The organism is Methylobacterium soli (assembly GCF_008806385.1).
Lineage (GTDB): Bacteria > Pseudomonadota > Alphaproteobacteria > Rhizobiales > Beijerinckiaceae > Methylobacterium > Methylobacterium soli.
The window spans coordinates 1-15181 of the sequence record NZ_VZZK01000069.1; the positions used below are offsets into that span (position 1 = coordinate 1).

Annotated in this window: 20 protein-coding genes; 8 read left to right on the top strand and 12 right to left on the bottom strand. The window is 61.9% G+C overall.

Annotation, left to right across the window (positions count from 1 at the left end):
• Positions 1-102 precede the first annotated feature (102 nt).
• Together F6X53_RS30510 and F6X53_RS30515 are read left to right on the top strand one after the other, a co-directional pair.
• On the top strand, positions 103-474 hold the full coding sequence (locus F6X53_RS30510) for a hypothetical protein (RefSeq protein WP_151005433.1): 372 nt from the start codon (positions 103-105) through the stop codon (positions 472-474).
• 323 nt (positions 475-797) lie between these two features.
• A complete protein-coding gene (locus F6X53_RS30515; RefSeq protein WP_151005435.1) occupies positions 798-1610 on the top strand; it encodes a trypsin-like peptidase domain-containing protein in 813 nt (270 codons plus the stop codon).
• Between the two features lie 62 nt (positions 1611-1672).
• On the opposite strand, the gene F6X53_RS30520 is transcribed toward F6X53_RS30515, so the two are convergent.
• From F6X53_RS30520 to F6X53_RS32810, 6 genes are all read right to left on the bottom strand, one after another.
• Positions 1673-2053 (bottom strand): hypothetical protein, encoded by a 381-nt coding sequence (locus F6X53_RS30520; protein WP_151005437.1) that lies wholly within the window; start codon positions 2051-2053, stop codon positions 1673-1675.
• A 114-nt stretch (positions 2054-2167) separates the two neighbouring features.
• Entirely contained in the window at positions 2168-2455 is a 288-nt protein-coding gene (locus F6X53_RS30525; RefSeq protein WP_306426595.1) for a DUF333 domain-containing protein, read from the bottom strand.
• 225 nt (positions 2456-2680) lie between these two features.
• Positions 2681-2941, bottom strand: coding sequence for a hypothetical protein (locus F6X53_RS30530; protein ID WP_151005439.1), 261 nt, complete (start codon positions 2939-2941; stop codon positions 2681-2683).
• Between the two features lie 1190 nt (positions 2942-4131).
• Entirely contained in the window at positions 4132-4350 is a 219-nt protein-coding gene (locus F6X53_RS30540; protein WP_151005441.1) for a DUF6894 family protein, read from the bottom strand.
• Between the two features lie 350 nt (positions 4351-4700).
• A complete protein-coding gene (locus F6X53_RS30545; protein ID WP_151005443.1) occupies positions 4701-4937 on the bottom strand; it encodes a DUF6894 family protein in 237 nt (78 codons plus the stop codon).
• A gap of 455 nt (positions 4938-5392) precedes the next feature.
• Positions 5393-5554, bottom strand: a complete 162-nt coding sequence (locus tag F6X53_RS32810; RefSeq protein WP_191971074.1) for a hypothetical protein — start codon at positions 5552-5554, stop codon at positions 5393-5395.
• Positions 5555-5731: 177 nt separating this feature from the next.
• On the opposite strand from F6X53_RS32810, the gene F6X53_RS30550 reads away from it, so the two are divergent.
• Entirely contained in the window at positions 5732-5956 is a 225-nt protein-coding gene (locus F6X53_RS30550; RefSeq protein ID WP_151005445.1) for a hypothetical protein, read from the top strand.
• A 178-nt stretch (positions 5957-6134) separates the two neighbouring features.
• Complete coding sequence (locus tag F6X53_RS30555) at positions 6135-6635, top strand: response regulator (protein WP_191971075.1); 501 nt, start codon at positions 6135-6137, stop codon at positions 6633-6635.
• Positions 6636-7668: 1033 nt separating this feature from the next.
• Here F6X53_RS30555 and F6X53_RS30560 read toward each other — a convergent pair.
• From F6X53_RS30560 to F6X53_RS30570, 3 genes are all read right to left on the bottom strand, one after another.
• Entirely contained in the window at positions 7669-8229 is a 561-nt protein-coding gene (locus tag F6X53_RS30560) for a hypothetical protein (RefSeq protein ID WP_151005449.1), read from the bottom strand.
• Entirely contained in the window at positions 8229-8507 is a 279-nt protein-coding gene (locus F6X53_RS30565; RefSeq protein ID WP_151005451.1) for a hypothetical protein, read from the bottom strand. The genes F6X53_RS30560 and F6X53_RS30565 overlap by 1 nt, the downstream gene beginning before the upstream one ends.
• 85 nt (positions 8508-8592) lie before the next feature.
• Positions 8593-9765, bottom strand: coding sequence for a glycoside hydrolase family protein (locus tag F6X53_RS30570; RefSeq protein WP_151005453.1), 1173 nt, complete (start codon positions 9763-9765; stop codon positions 8593-8595).
• A 319-nt stretch (positions 9766-10084) separates the two neighbouring features.
• On the opposite strand from F6X53_RS30570, the gene F6X53_RS30575 reads away from it, so the two are divergent.
• On the top strand, positions 10085-10291 hold the full coding sequence (locus F6X53_RS30575) for a hypothetical protein (protein WP_238298831.1): 207 nt from the start codon (positions 10085-10087) through the stop codon (positions 10289-10291).
• Between the two features lie 163 nt (positions 10292-10454).
• Here F6X53_RS30575 and F6X53_RS32970 read toward each other — a convergent pair whose 3' ends face one another.
• The gene (locus tag F6X53_RS32970; protein ID WP_210386429.1) at positions 10455-10604 is read right to left on the bottom strand and encodes a hypothetical protein; all 150 of its coding nucleotides are present in this window, start codon (positions 10602-10604) and stop codon (positions 10455-10457) included.
• A 464-nt stretch (positions 10605-11068) separates the two neighbouring features.
• On the opposite strand from F6X53_RS32970, the gene F6X53_RS30580 reads away from it, so the two are divergent.
• Entirely contained in the window at positions 11069-11341 is a 273-nt protein-coding gene (locus F6X53_RS30580; RefSeq protein ID WP_151005458.1) for a hypothetical protein, read from the top strand.
• Between the two features lie 261 nt (positions 11342-11602).
• Here F6X53_RS30580 and F6X53_RS30585 read toward each other — a convergent pair whose 3' ends face one another.
• Complete coding sequence (locus F6X53_RS30585) at positions 11603-12061, bottom strand: AAC(3)-I family aminoglycoside N-acetyltransferase (protein WP_151005460.1); 459 nt, start codon at positions 12059-12061, stop codon at positions 11603-11605.
• Between the two features lie 839 nt (positions 12062-12900).
• Here F6X53_RS30585 and F6X53_RS30590 point away from each other — a divergent pair.
• Both F6X53_RS30590 and F6X53_RS30595 read left to right on the top strand, forming a co-directional pair.
• Entirely contained in the window at positions 12901-13158 is a 258-nt protein-coding gene (locus F6X53_RS30590) for a hypothetical protein (RefSeq protein ID WP_151005462.1), read from the top strand.
• Positions 13159-13389: 231 nt separating this feature from the next.
• Complete coding sequence (locus F6X53_RS30595) at positions 13390-13602, top strand: phosphoribosylformylglycinamidine synthase subunit PurQ (RefSeq protein ID WP_151005464.1); 213 nt, start codon at positions 13390-13392, stop codon at positions 13600-13602.
• Positions 13603-13820: 218 nt separating this feature from the next.
• Here the strand turns inward: F6X53_RS30595 and F6X53_RS30600 are convergent, their stop codons facing one another.
• The gene (locus F6X53_RS30600) at positions 13821-15074 is read right to left on the bottom strand and encodes an IS701 family transposase (RefSeq protein WP_151005466.1); all 1254 of its coding nucleotides are present in this window, start codon (positions 15072-15074) and stop codon (positions 13821-13823) included.
• Positions 15075-15181: the final 107 nt, after the last annotated feature.

Genomic DNA, 15181 nt, shown 5'->3' on the forward strand with positions numbered 1-15181 from the left:
GCCTCGCGAGTTCATTCGTGCTCAGATCCAACCAGCCCCGTGTCCGGTTTGATGGGGGCAACTCCATCTCGGTCATCGCGGCCTTCGTGAGATGGGGCTGAAATGATCGTACTGCCGCCCTGGCGCGAGGTCACCACCGACGACTACCACTCGCGCAACTTCCCCGAGACGACCATCGGCTCTGCGTTCATCGCGCAGACCGCGGCGGCGCACGAACTGATCCGGGGTCAGCATGCCGGCGAGTACCGGATCCGGCTCGTCCTTCGCGAGGCCGTAGACCTGAAGCCAGGCAAGCGCTCCAACCCGTTCTGGGTCTTTGACTACCAAGTCGGTGCGGACGACATGCGCGCCTGCGCGGACGAGGTCGTCATCGAGTTCAAGAACGGCCGGCGCGAGGTCGTGCCGATCTACAAGACGGCCGAGACGGCGGGCCTGAAAGGCGGTGGTTGGGCTGGTGGAGTGGTCAGGCGATGACCACAAACTCGGCCCACCGCATCGGCCTTCTGGTGTTCCTGCTCCTGCTGCCGCCAGTCACCTACGGCGTGGCGCAGTGGCTGCTGCAGTGAAGGGCGAGCCGAACAACAGGTCAAAGCCGCCCGGCCCGCCAGTCTGACCGCGAGGGGGGGGAGGGATTCGCTGCCAGACGCTGGATGATAGCGCGGTGTCGTTATCGGGTCGTTATCGGAGCCGGGCTCGCAGCCGCCCCTGTCATGACGAAGCCCGCGCGGCGGGTGCCGGCGGGCTGAGGGTGGGGATTGAAGCGGAACGGAAGTTGCAGCGAGAAGCAGGAAGATAAGATGAATATAAACCACATGGAGCCCGGCGAACAACTGTTTAGGAGCACAGTTCGTATTCAAACAGACACAGGCGTCGGCACTGGTTTTTATTCTATTTTTCGAGAGGGAGATATCAGCTTTCCTATCATAATCACAAACAAGCATGTTATCAGAGGAGCGGGCGTGCTCAGTATTGTATGTCACGAGGCAGACGATAGTGGCAACCTAACTGGCAGACATATTACATTCAACGAAAAGATTACAGATCTTCAGATACTCTGGCATCCAGAGATCGACGTCGATTTAGTCGCCATAAACGCCGTGCAGTTCATCAATAAGGCCGGCGCTCAAGGAAAATCGATCATGCACGGATTTAATAATCCGGACCTAGTTTATCCAGAAAATAAGGAGTCGGAACTTAGAGCAATCGAACAAGTAACGATGGTCGGCTATCCTAATGGTCTTTGGGACAGCAAGAACGATCTTCCAATTGCCAGAAGGGGAATAACGGCATCCCCCTTCGCGTCTAATTATATCGGCAAAGCCGAATTTTTAGTGGGCATTGCGTGTTTCGGAGGCTCGAGCGGCTCGCCTGTGCTGCTGTTTGAACAGGGTATATACGCAGACAAGCATAATAACACAGTTGTGGGGTCAAGGATAATGCTGCTCGGCGTCCTCTATGCTGGGCCAACTATCAAGCTAGATGGAACAGTCGAAGTCGTCCCGGGACCAACAAATAGTCAGATCGTTTCGAAGACAAATACAATGATGCATCTTGGCTACTGCATAAAGGCGAGGAAAATACTCGACTTTCGTCGAATGATGATACCGTAGCGGTTCGCACGAAAAAGCCCGCCGCGGCGAACCGGGCGGGCTCCTTGTTCGATGGCTATGCCCTAGTAGCCGTAGCCGTAGTAGCCGGTGCAGTTGCCGTAGGCGTCATACCCGTAGGCGCAATCGCTGCCGTAGTAGCTGCCGAGGCCATATGCGGCTCCGAGACCCAGGCCGAGGCCAACTGCACCATAGCCAAGGCCACGACCATAGTAGCCGCGGCCGCGATAGCCGCCTGCAAAGCCCCGTCCTGCGATGCCGCGACCGGCAATTGCGCCACCACGGAAGCCGCCGCCTCCAGCGAATCCACCGCCACGAAAACCACCACCGCCCCCGGCAAAGCCGCCACCGCCACGGAAGCCGCCACCGCCGCGGGCGTCAGCTGTGACCGGAATCATGGCCAGTGCGCCGGCCATGGCGGCCGCAGCTAGCAACATGCGCTTCATAGGAATCACCGATCTCTGATGTTACCCACCTCCAGGGCGAACGCGGCCGTGCCTGCAACGTTCTCGCGTCAAATCGTACCGAGAGACTGCGCCGGCCTTGAGGCCTTACTGAGATCACGGCTTCTTTTCCGGTGGAGGCGGCACACACCGTTTGTCACGAAGCAGAGCCCACTCTTCGCAAATTTGACCATCGGGGAAACGGCAGTAGCCGGTTTGTCCTCCAGCGCCGCTGCGGACCTCGGATGCACCTCCCTTCTCGGCACAGTTGACCGCGGCAGGATTTGCGAGTGCGAGCCGCGCGTAATCACAATAGCCGGCTGCGTGTGCTGACCCAGAGGTCAGAACGTATTTGAGAACGACGCCCATGGCAGTCAGAGCGATTTTGGCCGCTCTTGGGCTCATCTCAGATCGCTCTTCGCTTTTAGGTGCTCAGCTCCAGTGCCGTTGCAGGCATTGCAGACGCAGCGACCTGCCCCGCCGCATGAGCGACAGGTTCGGAATCGGCCTTCTCCGTCGGCGAAGATGCCGTCGCCCTCGCACTGCGGGCAGCGCACCGCCCCCTTGCCTCGACAGGGCGGACATCTCTGATCTGCTACCGGCGTCATTTCAGGTAGCCCTTCGCTCAGCTCAATGTAGCGTGTCAGGAGGTTCCAGGAAGGAGGCAATGCCATCCTCCTCGACAGCGAGCTTGAAAGCTTCGAAGGCAGCGGTATCCGTGGGGAAAAGCTCGTTCCAGACCGTCGAGCCGTCATCGTGGTCTACGACCTCAAGAGCCCAATCGCCAGCGTCGCCGACGAACCGGTAAATCTTCACCTCGACTGTGATGCCGTCTTGCGTGAAGCGGCCGGACAACGGTGAGAGTTCAAGTTCGCGCTTTTTGAGCTCCACGTCCGCCTCCTCAGATTGGTCACTCAGCGGTTTCACGCTTTCTCAGCCGCACGCCAGGCCCGCTGCCGATCTCCGGGATGAACTCGATGCCGGCGGCGAGCAAGGCACCAATGAAAAGCCCCGCAAGGCGTGAGGCTGCGGGGCAAGTCGCCATGGTTGAGGGAAACTCGGCCCCACCGGCGCGGTGTGAGGGGAGGATGCCGGCGGGGCCGTGCCAGGTGGAGGTCACCCAACGTGGCTAGTCTGCTCCCTCGCAACGCGACGAGCATCGTCGCAGGTGAAACGGGGCTTAAGATAAAGAGCCCACGAGCCGGGGCTTCGACGCCTATGCCTTGGCTTGCTGAAGGTACGAGCCGGAACACTCCCCGCTCCTGACCGTTAGGGCTTCTCCTCATAGTCTCCGAGAAGCCCGTCGTTTGCTCTTGATCCACGCCGTCGCATTCCAGGCTTCACACCCGCAGCCCCACACACGAACGTGCCCAGGGCTACCGCTGACCTTGGCGTCATGCGCTCTCGCGGTCGCCTGGTGGCCTCTCATCAACGGCCTGTCTGGCCGGTCGATCTGGTTCTGGTAGGCTCGGGCGGGCAAGGCCCTAACGAAAGAATGCCCCGCAAGCCATTGGCTGCGGGGCTGAGCCCATGAGGTGCGACCCCGCCAACCTATGCCGGGGGGTAGAATCGACCGGCGGAGTCGCGACCGGGGCGAGGGCCGGCTTCAGCAGGATCCGTCGCGTAGGGCGACGGAGCGCCCACAAGTTGACGAGTTCGGGGCGAGCAAATGTCGGAGCGGTACTCAGAAATCTGCTCTCGTGTGGCGATGACGGCTGCCAGCTGTAAATTTTACAGCATAAATTCCTCTTATCCGTAGTGATTATGGTTTTAGCTCAAAAGTTGTAGGGCCAAAACAGCTTCCGATTCGTACAGAAACATACCGTAATAAAATAGCATAGGCTAAATTTGTACAGTAAAGACACTTGAACTTTGTTATGTGCGCTCGTAACTTGACACATATCATGATGATTCGAGTCACTCCGACTTTGGAGGATACCTCGATGCGGATGCTCGACCTGGATCCATTGTGCGCTCTCCAGATCCCTAGCGAGCACTGGAAAGCAGAACTGCGCGCCTCCTCGTGCGCGCCGGATCAGTCAGTGCGCGCACATGTTCGCGAGATCCTGCGGAAGATCTCGTCAGCGAAAGCAAATCGCGCGCAGCAGTACGCCTGAAGCACTCCGAATTTCGAGAGTCCAAGCCCCGGCATCGTCGGGCAAGTTGCCCTCCGCACGCATTTCTTCAAAGGCTGCAAGCGCTTCAGCCTCAGCCTCCTCGATGCTCGCCGCCTCAGCTCCGCACGGATCATCGATGATCTCGTCAGCGCAGACCACTCTGAAATAATAGCGCTTCGGCATGGCACCACACCTCGTGCGCTCAGGCGTCGCAGGGGGAATCTGCGTGAAACGGCGCCGTTCACAAGTGATCAAGCGAGCACATTGGCGGCCCTGTAAATGCTCCTTCGGTGGTTAAGGCAGAGGGCAGCTGGTGGAAAAAGGATTAGCTATTCATCACCCGCATCACGGCGCACGAAAAATCGCCGCGGCAAACCAGGCGGGCTGAGGTTAGGGATAAAAATTGGCCCCACTAGCGAGGCGGGACAGCTCCGCTAGCAGGGCCTAGCCGCGTTCAAAAGGAACTTGGCCTGCGCAACGTGACGCATTCGAGCGATGTATGAAGTCCATATTCGGGAAAGCTGAATTCCTATCTAATCCAACCACTCGGCTCGCAGGTCGAGCGACGCCTTGAAGATCGTCTTGCCCCTTTCATCTCGCACACTCGCGCAGAAGGTACGACGATCGCCATCCGGGAGAGTGCTGCGTGCCATATCGGGGAGTACGCTGAGCGCGATCTCTCGAGCAGCTTCCTCAGCAGGAAGTTCTTGCCCCTCCTCGTCGCGCACGTAGTAGTCGCCATCGTTCGTGTCGATGAAGAAGCGCGGCATGTGACCTCCCTCTTGCCGACGGGGAGAACCGCGCATGCAATCCTCTGTTCCGCGGTCGACGCTCAGAGAAGACCAGTGCGACGACCGAGGCAGGCTGAAACGAAAAGCCCCGTAAGCCTGAGGCGGCGACGACTGAAGCGCGCATGCTATTCGGCCCCGCTGGCATCGTTCGCGGCGATGTTGCCCAGCGGGGCCGAGCCGAGCATGGCAAGTCGGCACGCTCAAATGCCGCACGGTCACGCTTTGCCGCATGCGCAAACGTGAAGTGCCGATCGCACGAAAAACCCGCCGCGGCGGGGTATGCCGGGCGGGCTGAGGTTGCGTCACCGTTGCGTCCGAAGCCGCACAGCGCGAGCAGTGTGCCCGCTCCCGCGCCTGGGCGCAACAAAATGCCCGCACCGGCGAGCCGGGCGGGCTATTCGATCTCAGAGCGAGTACGCTCCTTTAGTGAGGCTTCACTGACCGCCGCTGCCGCCGCCGGACGAATTGGAACGCGGCTTGTTTGTCTCCTCAGCATTGCCGGATGCCGCTGACGAACTGCTAGGCGGACGGCCCTGAGCCAGAACGGGGCCGGCGCAAACCAGCGCCAGCGTCGTGAGAATGGCAAGCTTCTTCATGCTTCCTCCTGGCCCAGTGACGGGCGTGTGAGGTCACAACATTTCGCTGGCCAGCATGGTTGCCCGTGCTCCGCTGTTCACTTGCAGAGAGCACGAAAAGCCCGCGCTAGCGAACCGGGCGGGCTGAAGGCTGAATTTGGGTTTAGCCTATCATATGCGCCGAATCGGAGTGGTGCGATGTTCAGAAAGCGCTGGACACCTGAGATCTTGAAGAGGCTCAACGAGCAATGGCTCATCGTGGCGGCACCATGGGACATGCCGGAAGGTTCGCATGAGCTTGATGCCTGGACCTTGGTCATAGATGGTCATGATCACAGTGTAGTCGGCGGCGGCGCCGATGACCGTCCAATCGCGAAAGGCGATCGCCTCCAGATCCGCATTGAGCCTGCGAAGGAGGTCTGACCTTCCAACAAAAAGCTCACCGCGGCGAACCGGGCGGGCTGAGGAGGCCCATTGTGAAGGCCACCACCACTCCTCGTTGACGTTTTGTCTAGATGTGCACAATACCCTGGCGTGCTTATGATCCTGCGTTCGGACGGCGCCCGCGCGGCGCCAGTCTTCTGATCAAGCGAGAATGATCTTGGCGTCCGAGACAGAGTTCAGACCCATTGCGATCCTGGTAGTGGATCAGGACCGGGTGATCCGCATCGTCACGAGCGACACCCTGGAAGATGCCGGCTTCCGAGCCATCGAGGCGGGCGACGCTCAGGAAGCCATCCGTGCCCTGGAGCGGCACGCAGACGTGCGGCTTATGATCGCCGGCCACACCCTGCCGGGGTCACTCGACGGGATCCGGCTGGCTCGCCTCGTTCATGATCGCTGGCCGAACATCGGGATCATCGTAACTTCCGGTGGAATGAACCTATCCGCGTGTGAGCTACCAGTTGGCACAAGGCTTCTCCGCAAGCCGTACCCGTTCGACGAACTGCTGTGTGCAGTGGATGGCCTAATTGGCAGTGGTGACGCTGTTGGCGAGGGCGCTCCAGTACTTCCCGAAGGCATCCCAATGCAAACAACCCTTGGCGTGGCCATTGGGGGCTCGAACATCGCTGGTCCGGCACCGGAAGCGGATAGGACGTAGGGCGCAGCAAGCCTGAGGGCCGCCCGCGCCGAACATCGAGCGGTTCTTGCGACGGCAGCCGCCTGCCTTGATTTCCGCGCTCACGAAACTCGAGAATGCGGGTCTACGTGATCGCACGAAAAAGAACCCGCCGCGGCGAGCCGGGCGGGCTGCATGTTATCTCGGAAATTCGCCACCATGGCCCGCGGCGTGGGGCGGCGATGCGGGCCGAACGACTGCCCTGACGAAAACTACGCACCTCATCATCGCAAGACGCATTTGGGGTATGGACTTTACGCAACAACCCTGGAATGTATATCTCAGCACGCCAGGGGCGCCGATCATGAACGCCGAGATGCGAGGATTTCTTCAAGCGCTCGCTAAGCAGCACAGCCCTGTTCCGGTTCGGGATATCGGAATTGGATGCACGGTCAGACAAGGCATAGCGCGCCAGGAAGCTCGGCGACTTGGTTACGCGGTATTTGCGCTTGGCTGCTGGAGCATCACTGTACTCGGGCGAACCGCACTGTCGAGGATGCTGGGTGAACAAGCCGCCTAACAAAAAGCCCGCGCCGGCGAACCAGGCCGGCTGAGAGCATGGCCACTAGCTGAGGTCGAGCGAAAATTGCCGGCAGCCGCTGCCGCCCCTCTCGAGCGGCGGGCCAACGATAGCTGTGCCTTTCAACTTTAACCCACATCAAATGTGATACGGCGTCGGAGAAAGTGCGAATAAGCCGCTTAGGCTGATCAAATCAGCGAAGGGGGGCCCCACCGACTGCAATTTGAGGAAGAGCTATCGGTGGGGCCGTGTCGGGAGTCTGCTCCGACGCGAACAAGATGGTCAACGCTCCTATAAAGCCAATCCCATTTTTGAATACCGTACACGAAAATGCCCGCCACGGCTGGGCCGGGCGGGCTGAAGTTGACCTTGCCTTACTGGGATAACCGGCCGAACACCGTCCGGTTCACCCCCACCGATCCCGCACCACCGCAGCAACCGCGAGACCTATGAGGATGCCGGCGAGGAGCGCCATGGCGAGGTAGCCGGAGTTGGTCATTGCTCGGTCGTCCGACGCGGCAGGATCTCGAACTCCAGCGGCGGCAGCACGCTGACGATCGACCAGCCCAGCGCCCGCTGCAGAGGGTTGCAGTCGTAGGCCAGCACGCCGTAGAGCCGTCCGCGCCCGGGCATGGCGTCGAGCGGGATGTAGGGGCCGATCGTCTCCTCCTCGCGGCCCATCTCGCCGTAGGCGTCGAAGCGCTCGGCCTCGTAGTCCAGGCGCCGGCCACCGCCGTCGATCATCCACCAGCGCCGCGTCAGCTCGCACTGGCGGTCACGCTGTCGGATGCCGTGGATCAGGATACGCTCGCCGACATGCACCTGCCGGTTCGGGTTCACCACCTCGCGCAGGATCTGCCGCACCGGCACAGTCCGACCGAGCACCATGGAGAAGATCCAGGCGAGGGCGAGGAGGATGGCGCCATAGTAGATGACGTTGAGCACGCGCTGCAGGTTGGCCTGGCGCCGGGACGGGCCGTAGGCAAGCTCGATGGCGCGGGCGTAGATCTCGTCGGTCCGGTCGATCTCAGGGAGGGGCGGCTTGTGCATGTCCATCAGTGCGGCACCCCACCCTTCACCAGCACGAGGCCGAGCGCGGCCGTCAGGACCGCACCGAGGATCGCCTTGACCAGCCAGCTCACGTTGTTCTTGAGGCCGGCCACGTCCTCGGCGACCTCCTTCAGCTCGGTCTTGGTGGCGTAGACGTTGCGCAGGTCCTCGCGGATGCCTCGGACGTCGCCCAGGACGGCGTCGACCTTCTCCTTGGTCACCGCCATGTCGATCTGCATCTTGACCCAAGCGGCATCGTCCGACGTCGGCTGCTGATCTCCCATCAGTCTGTCCCTTGAGCCGTGCAGACGCAGAAAGGCGGGCCGTTGCACGCCTGCCGAGGGGTCGAGGGCGTCCATTGTGGCGCCCTCACCGGGCACCGAAGAGCGAGCCCAGAATGCCGCCGAGCCTGGGCCCATCGGGCGCCATCGCCACGGGCGGGCTCGGCGCCGGGCCGGGCTCACCGTTGTGCAGGCCGGTCCGCTCGGCGACGACACGCGCCTTCACGATGCCCTGGGCGGCGAGCGCGTTGTAGACGTTGAGCAGGATGATTAGGACCGGCGCGACCCACGGCGGCAGGAAGCCGAGGATCAGGCTCGCCGGGAACGGCAGGCTCGACAGATCGCCCTGCCAATTCTGCGCGAGGTACTGAAGGATGCCCATCGCACCGAGCACGATCTGCCAGACCGAAGACCAAGTGACTCGGCTGCCCTGGATCGCGATCACGGAGCCCTGCGCCCGAAGGTCGGCCGCGGTGGTGCTGGCGCGAGCCGGCGGGATCTTGCGGGCGTTCGCATCGTTGTCGAGTGCCGCCTTCGATTGTGGGCCCCAGTGCCCGTCGGGCGTGATGCCGGCCTGGGTCTGCAGCGCGATCAAGGCGCCAGCCGTGGACGGCCCCCAGATCCCGTCGACCTTGCCAACCATGTAGTAGCCGAGGTCGCGCAGTCGCTTCTGGATCGCCTCGACCTCGTAGCGGGCGAGCGACGTCTCGGCCCAGGTGCCAGCGGTGACGGACATGCGGTCGCTCTTCGGTTTAGCGGGGGTGACGGCGGCCGAGCCATCGACCTTCACTGGCGAGCGGTCGTTGCTACGGGCCTTCGGCAGGCTGACGCTGTAGGGGGTGAGAAACTGGTCGCGCTCAGCCGGGCGACGCGAGATGATCTCGGGAGGCCTATTCCAGGCCATGATCGCCTCAGTGCAGCCCGCGCGATCGCCCGCATCCAAGCGCTTGACGAAGGTCGAGCGAGCGAACGCGCCCTGGCCGATGTTGAAGCAGATCGAGACCAGCGCATCGCGCTCATGATCGGCGAGCGGCACCTTCACGCTCTGATCCACGGTCGCCTCGTACTTCACGAGGTCGCGCCCGAAGATCTCCAGCGCTTCGGCCTCGGTGATGACAAGGCCGGCCGTGACTGAGGGCGGGCCGGCCGCCGACGTGTGTCCGACGCCGATGGTCCAGACGCCGACGCTGTCCTTGTAGGCGCGGGTTTTCAGCGCCTCGCGCGCGACGAGCGCGGCGCGGCCGATGGCGGTGAGGGCCATGGGATCTCTCGATGTCAGGAGGTGCGCGGCGACCGGCCGGCTCGGATTAGATCGGGTTTAATGCAGAATAATTGTTGCAAGCACACGGCGTGATTGCTCAAATCCAATTATGTCTACCGAAAACCACCCGGACCCAAGTAGTGTCTCGCCATCCTCCGGACTTGGAGAGATGGTGGGCATGGGAGCTGTGTACGCAATCATCTGTGCGCTCGCGGCCCTGTACCTGGTGGTCGAATTCTCGGACTGAGAGCTTTTGGGTCAAACGGCTTTTCTGCGCGTTGCCCTTCGCTCATCAGGATGGAGAACGAATGTGGCTGCGATGAAAGTTCTTACCCGCATCCTCACGGATGAGGTGCCTGGCGGGTTTCGGATCACGATGGAGACCGACGACGGTCAGATGATCCAGGTGTTCGCGACCGAGAACCAAGTGAGCGATCTTGCCGATGAGCTGGACGAACTCTTGGACGACGACGAAGCCGAACTCACCGAGGAACAAGAACACGTCGGAGAGGAGCAGCCTTCCTGAAGAAACCGCTCCGCTTAGCTACAAGACGCACCGGACGTGATGGAATAAGGATGCCGAGCGCGCCGTTTATGGGGTGTCGCGCCGCTTTTGTCCAAATCGGCGCGACAGGCGGGCTGGTGGCAATTCCCCCCTCACCGCGGCCAGCTCGCCCTTCTTCATGCGCTCAGCCCGGCAGGTTCATCCGCATCACAGCAGCCGCGATCAGCAGCGCCGTGCCAGCTACGAGAGCATGCGTGATCAGTTCGCGGCGGCACGCGGCTTCGATGTCGTGGGGTATGGCGGCGTTCCCATCGCGACGGACATCAGCGAGCAACAGAGACGCGCAAGTCCGGCCCCTAACGAGAGGGGATAGACCGATGTCGGAAGAAGAAGAGTGGACTCAATCTCTCTGGGCCACTGACGCGGCCATGGTGCTCATCCTCGGCGGCGTTCTTATATTCGCGGTTGGAGTCCTTATGCTTCACTTCGCAAATTGAGGTTGCTCCAGCGAGAGTTGCCGCCATGGATTTATTCGACGCTCTGACGCTCGTGCTGATCGCCACGGCCATCTGGATCGTGGTGCCCTACTGGATCGCTGCTCACCGGTCGCGTGACTCGGCAGGGCTTCGAAGTGGCCGAAAGCGGCCGTAGTCAATCGCTCTCTTCGGCGCTGAGGCGCAGCGTGATGCGTCCGGTCTGCGGCGGGAAGGCGAGCGGGGTGAGCAGCGTACGCATTCGTCACCTGCTGCCGGCAGAAAACTTGCCGTGTCTCGGCTGGATTGTGCGCGGGAAACGGCGATGACCGAAGACGGACCGAGCGACGAGGACAACGTGATCCGCCCGGATTGGCAGAGGTTGCCTTCCAGAGATCTGGTGGAGCGCGTTGCGCGCGCCCTGTGCCGATATGCTGGCTACGACCCTGATCAGCCGGTGCCGACTGAACGCGTCGAGCCGATCTTGACGCCGGAGGGCGTCGCGTTCGAGCGATCGGTCGATGAACCTGCATGGAAGGTCTACGCTGAGGAAGCGGGGCGTCTCGTGGCGGCCTTCGACGCCTTCTCTCGTCTCTAAAAGAGTCGGCCTACGCATTGGAAACAGCCGGAAACCATAATCGCGCGGGCGTGATTGGGCGGGGCTGGTAGGCAGGCGTACTCAGGAAGCGGGGCCGCATCAGCTTCCTCGCGGCACCCGACCCCCCACTGACGGCGGCCTGCCCTGGCCGCCGTTTTTCGTTATGCGGCGTGCAGGCGCGAAAACCCTGGTGAGCTACTTGCTCTCGGTGTCGCCGGCCTTCAGGCCGGTCATATCGCTTCTGATCGCTTCGAGGTTTGGCTAAGGCTGAACCGAGATGTCGAAGTGCAGCACGTCCTCGCGGGTGCCGAGCTTCTCGTAGAGGGCGATGGCTGGGTCGTCGCCGTGGTCGGCCTGAACATAGACGACCCAAGCTCCTCGATGCTTGGCGATCTCGCACAAGCAATCGATGAGGGCCGTCGCGATTCCTCGTCGGCGATGCTCCGCTCGGACGGCAAGGTCATAGATGTAGAGCTCTCGCCTCGCTCGCTCGAACTTGTCGAGTTCATAGGCGACGAGCCCTCCTAGAATTTCGTCGTCGGCGATCGCGACGAGAACGACGATGTGCTCCCTGGCGAGCAACCCAGCCAGATACGCGTCGTCGGGCGTTTCGTCCCCGTAAGTTTCGCGATCCTCGAAAGCGTCACCGAACAACGCATTCAGCTTGCGGACCTGCGGGGTGTCGATGGACGTGAGGCGCCGAACCGTGAAAAGCGACAAAGGCAGGCCCGAGGTTTGATGGACATCGGATGGTGCTCCCTAACAGTGCCACGCCGCCACCTAATCGCGAACCACCGTCCACATGGCGGTTACTGATCTACCATTCAATCGCACACAGGCGCGTTGTCATCGACATCCGAACATGCATGAACTCAGGGGTTCGGAATGTATCCTAGCCTGACTCTAGTAATTATTGCATCGCAGCAAAGTCTCGAGCGTCTTCGCCGCGAAACGTACGAAACCGGTCGCGCATCTTGCGCAAAAAGTCGGTGTCGGTAGCGTATTCGCATGGGGGTAACACGATGATAATCTACATTACTGCTGGGTTCTTTGGCGCACTTCTGGCCGGCTTTGCTTTTTCTGACTACGGCATTGGGCGTGCGCTGGTTGCAGCTTCTTTCGGAGGCAGCTTTTTTGCAGGTCTTGCTGCCTCAGGCCTGTTTTTCCTTCGGAGATCTCGAAGATCGAAGCAGAAATCCGCAGCTCGAGAGCGGGCATCGCAGTCCAATTGACTGCGGTCCGGCCGTACTGCTGAGCATTCACCCATCATGAGCGGACTTCTGTACTGAAAACTATCCACAGGCCGCGTCACTGAGTTCCCGGATCAGCTCGACAGCGCGCTCGGGCGCGACCTCGACCGATCGGCCGCCTCGCTCATCCCCAATCCTGATGCAGACCTCCGCCGGAGGCGTGGGCTGAGGCGGCGGGCGTGGGTAGCGCTCTGGACGAGCAATGCTCGACGCGATTGCCGGGCCGTGCTCAAATTTGGGCGAGAATGGGAGATCGAAACGCCATGTCGCGCGGCTCATAGCGCGACCATCCTTCACGAGGAGGGTTCAATGGGCGATATCGACTACAACGAGACGGTCCAGATCCTATGGCACGATGGGACCGACATCGAGCCGGGTGTTGAGCCAGCCCCGCCCGGCCAACCGATCGACTGCACCTTGGCCAAGGCCATTCACATGATCGTCGAGGATTGGCCGAGGACGCACGGGAAGTTCTTCAGCGTCATGCTTCGTGACGACAAGCCGGCGATCACGACCTACGCGGAGGCTCGCGCGATTTACGAGCGCGACGATTTTCCCGTTCACTGAGTAAAAAGGCCCGCAGCAATACGATCGCGCGCGGCTTGGCGCGGGCCGAAGCGGGGGGTGGATGCGCGAGCCTTCGACCAGTTCTGCTCGGATCTGCATGCACTGGTTGTAAAAAAATGCAAGAAATGCCGTTAAAACCCATTAACCATCACAGGTGAAGATTCTGAACCTTCGCATTCCCGAACTGTAGACCCGACACAATGTAAGTTTACGACAGAAAGCGGAGAGATCATGGCACACTCTATTTTCATTCGCGATCTTGGAAGCTTCGGTGGTCGCCGGCCGCAGATGCTCGCTTGCGACATTGCCGATCGGATAGAGGCCGAAATCTTGGTGCGAAGCATCGCGACGGCCTACCACGATCACGGATTGAACCCCGCGACGGAGGTCTACTGGTTCAACTACAACGGCAGCGTGCACGAGATTTACGTGTGGCCGAGTTGAGGGGCCGTAGAAAAGCCCCGCAGCGATACGATCGCTCGGAGCGCAACAATCCCGTTGCCTCGGTGATACCGTGGGCTGGGTCTGGGTGACATAACCTGCCTGAGGCAGTGGTCGAGGCGGTCTAGCATTACAGTTGCACTCCCCCTCTGAGATGCGCCTGTTGAGCGGCAGCTTGGTGGGCGCGCCGCCAGGCTGACCAGGCGAGCACGAGGGCGGGCTCAATGCGCCGCTGCGCCAGCCGCATCGCCACGCGCCGGATCTCCTGGATGGACCACAGCACCTGCGAGCTTGGCGATGAGCGTCGTTTTTGGGGGCGTCCTGTTGGCCAGCCGGCGCACCCGCGCCAGCATCGCGAAGGCCAGCATCACCAAGCTGACGTGCCTGTGCCAGCCGTGCCACGAGCGGCTCTCGTTGTGGGCCAGCCCGAGTTCCGTCTTGGCGCTCTCGAACGCGTCCTCGATTGCCCAGCGCCGGCCTTCCACCATCACCAGCCTCTCGACCGGCGTCCCGGCCGGGCACCAGGCGGTGAAGTAGGCGAGCGCCCCATCCGACAGGCTGCGCCGCACCAGCAGGCCGCGCGTCAACAAGCTCTGATCGAGAGCGACGTCGAGCGCGTCGGCCCGGAGCGTGGCCAGCGGCAGATAGGCCCAGTCGAACAGGCGCGGTCCCTTGCTGCCGGCTCCGGCCGAGAGGCGCACCCAGTCCTGGTCGGGGATGCCCTTGGCGATGTCCTCGGCAGTGCCGGCGACGTCGAGGTTCGCGTCCCAGGACCAGAAGTGATGCTGACCGGTGACGCCCAGCACGTAGCCCTTGTAGGCGCGCCGCAGCGCCAGCTCGATCTCGCCCACGCCGTAGATGCTGTCGGCCGCCACCCAGGCAAACGGCACCTCTGCCTGGATGGCCCGCTCGAACATGGCGAGCGCCAGGTGCGGCTTGGTGGCAAAGGTGATCGCCTCGGGCACATGCGCCGCTTGCCTTCGGGCTGGATCCCCGGTCCAGGCTTTGGGCAGGTACAGGCGGCGGTCGATGAAGGCGTGGCCCTGATCCGAGACGTAGGCGGCAAACACCCCGATCTGGCAGTTGGTGATCTTGCCGGCCGAGCCTGTGTACTGCCGGCCCACACCGCACGAGGCTTTGCCCTGTTTGAGAAAACCGGTCTCGTCAATCATGAGAACCGCGTCAGGTGAGGCGAACGTCTCGACGACGTAGTCGCGCACCACATCGCGCAGAGCCTCCGCATCCCAGTGCGTGCGACCGAGGAGGGCCTGCTGGCGCCAGGGACCCGGGTCCCCAGCGGCCTCGGCCCGCATCCAGCCGGTCTTGCGCCGCTCACCCCCGAGCAGGCCGTCCAGGAAGGCGTTGGCCGAGGCGGCGACACTCGGGGCGGCGAACAACGGGCGGATGTGCTGCTTGGCCTGCCGCAGCGTCGTCGACCAGAGCTCCAGCGTCGATTCGAGCGAGGCTGAGCACATCGCGCTCTCCCATTCGAAACCTCTCAGATAGGAGCCTTAGATGTTTGGTCCCGGTATTTGGTGGTGCGGGTTCTGGGTGAACCTAGAGGGCTCCTCCGTCCAGGCTT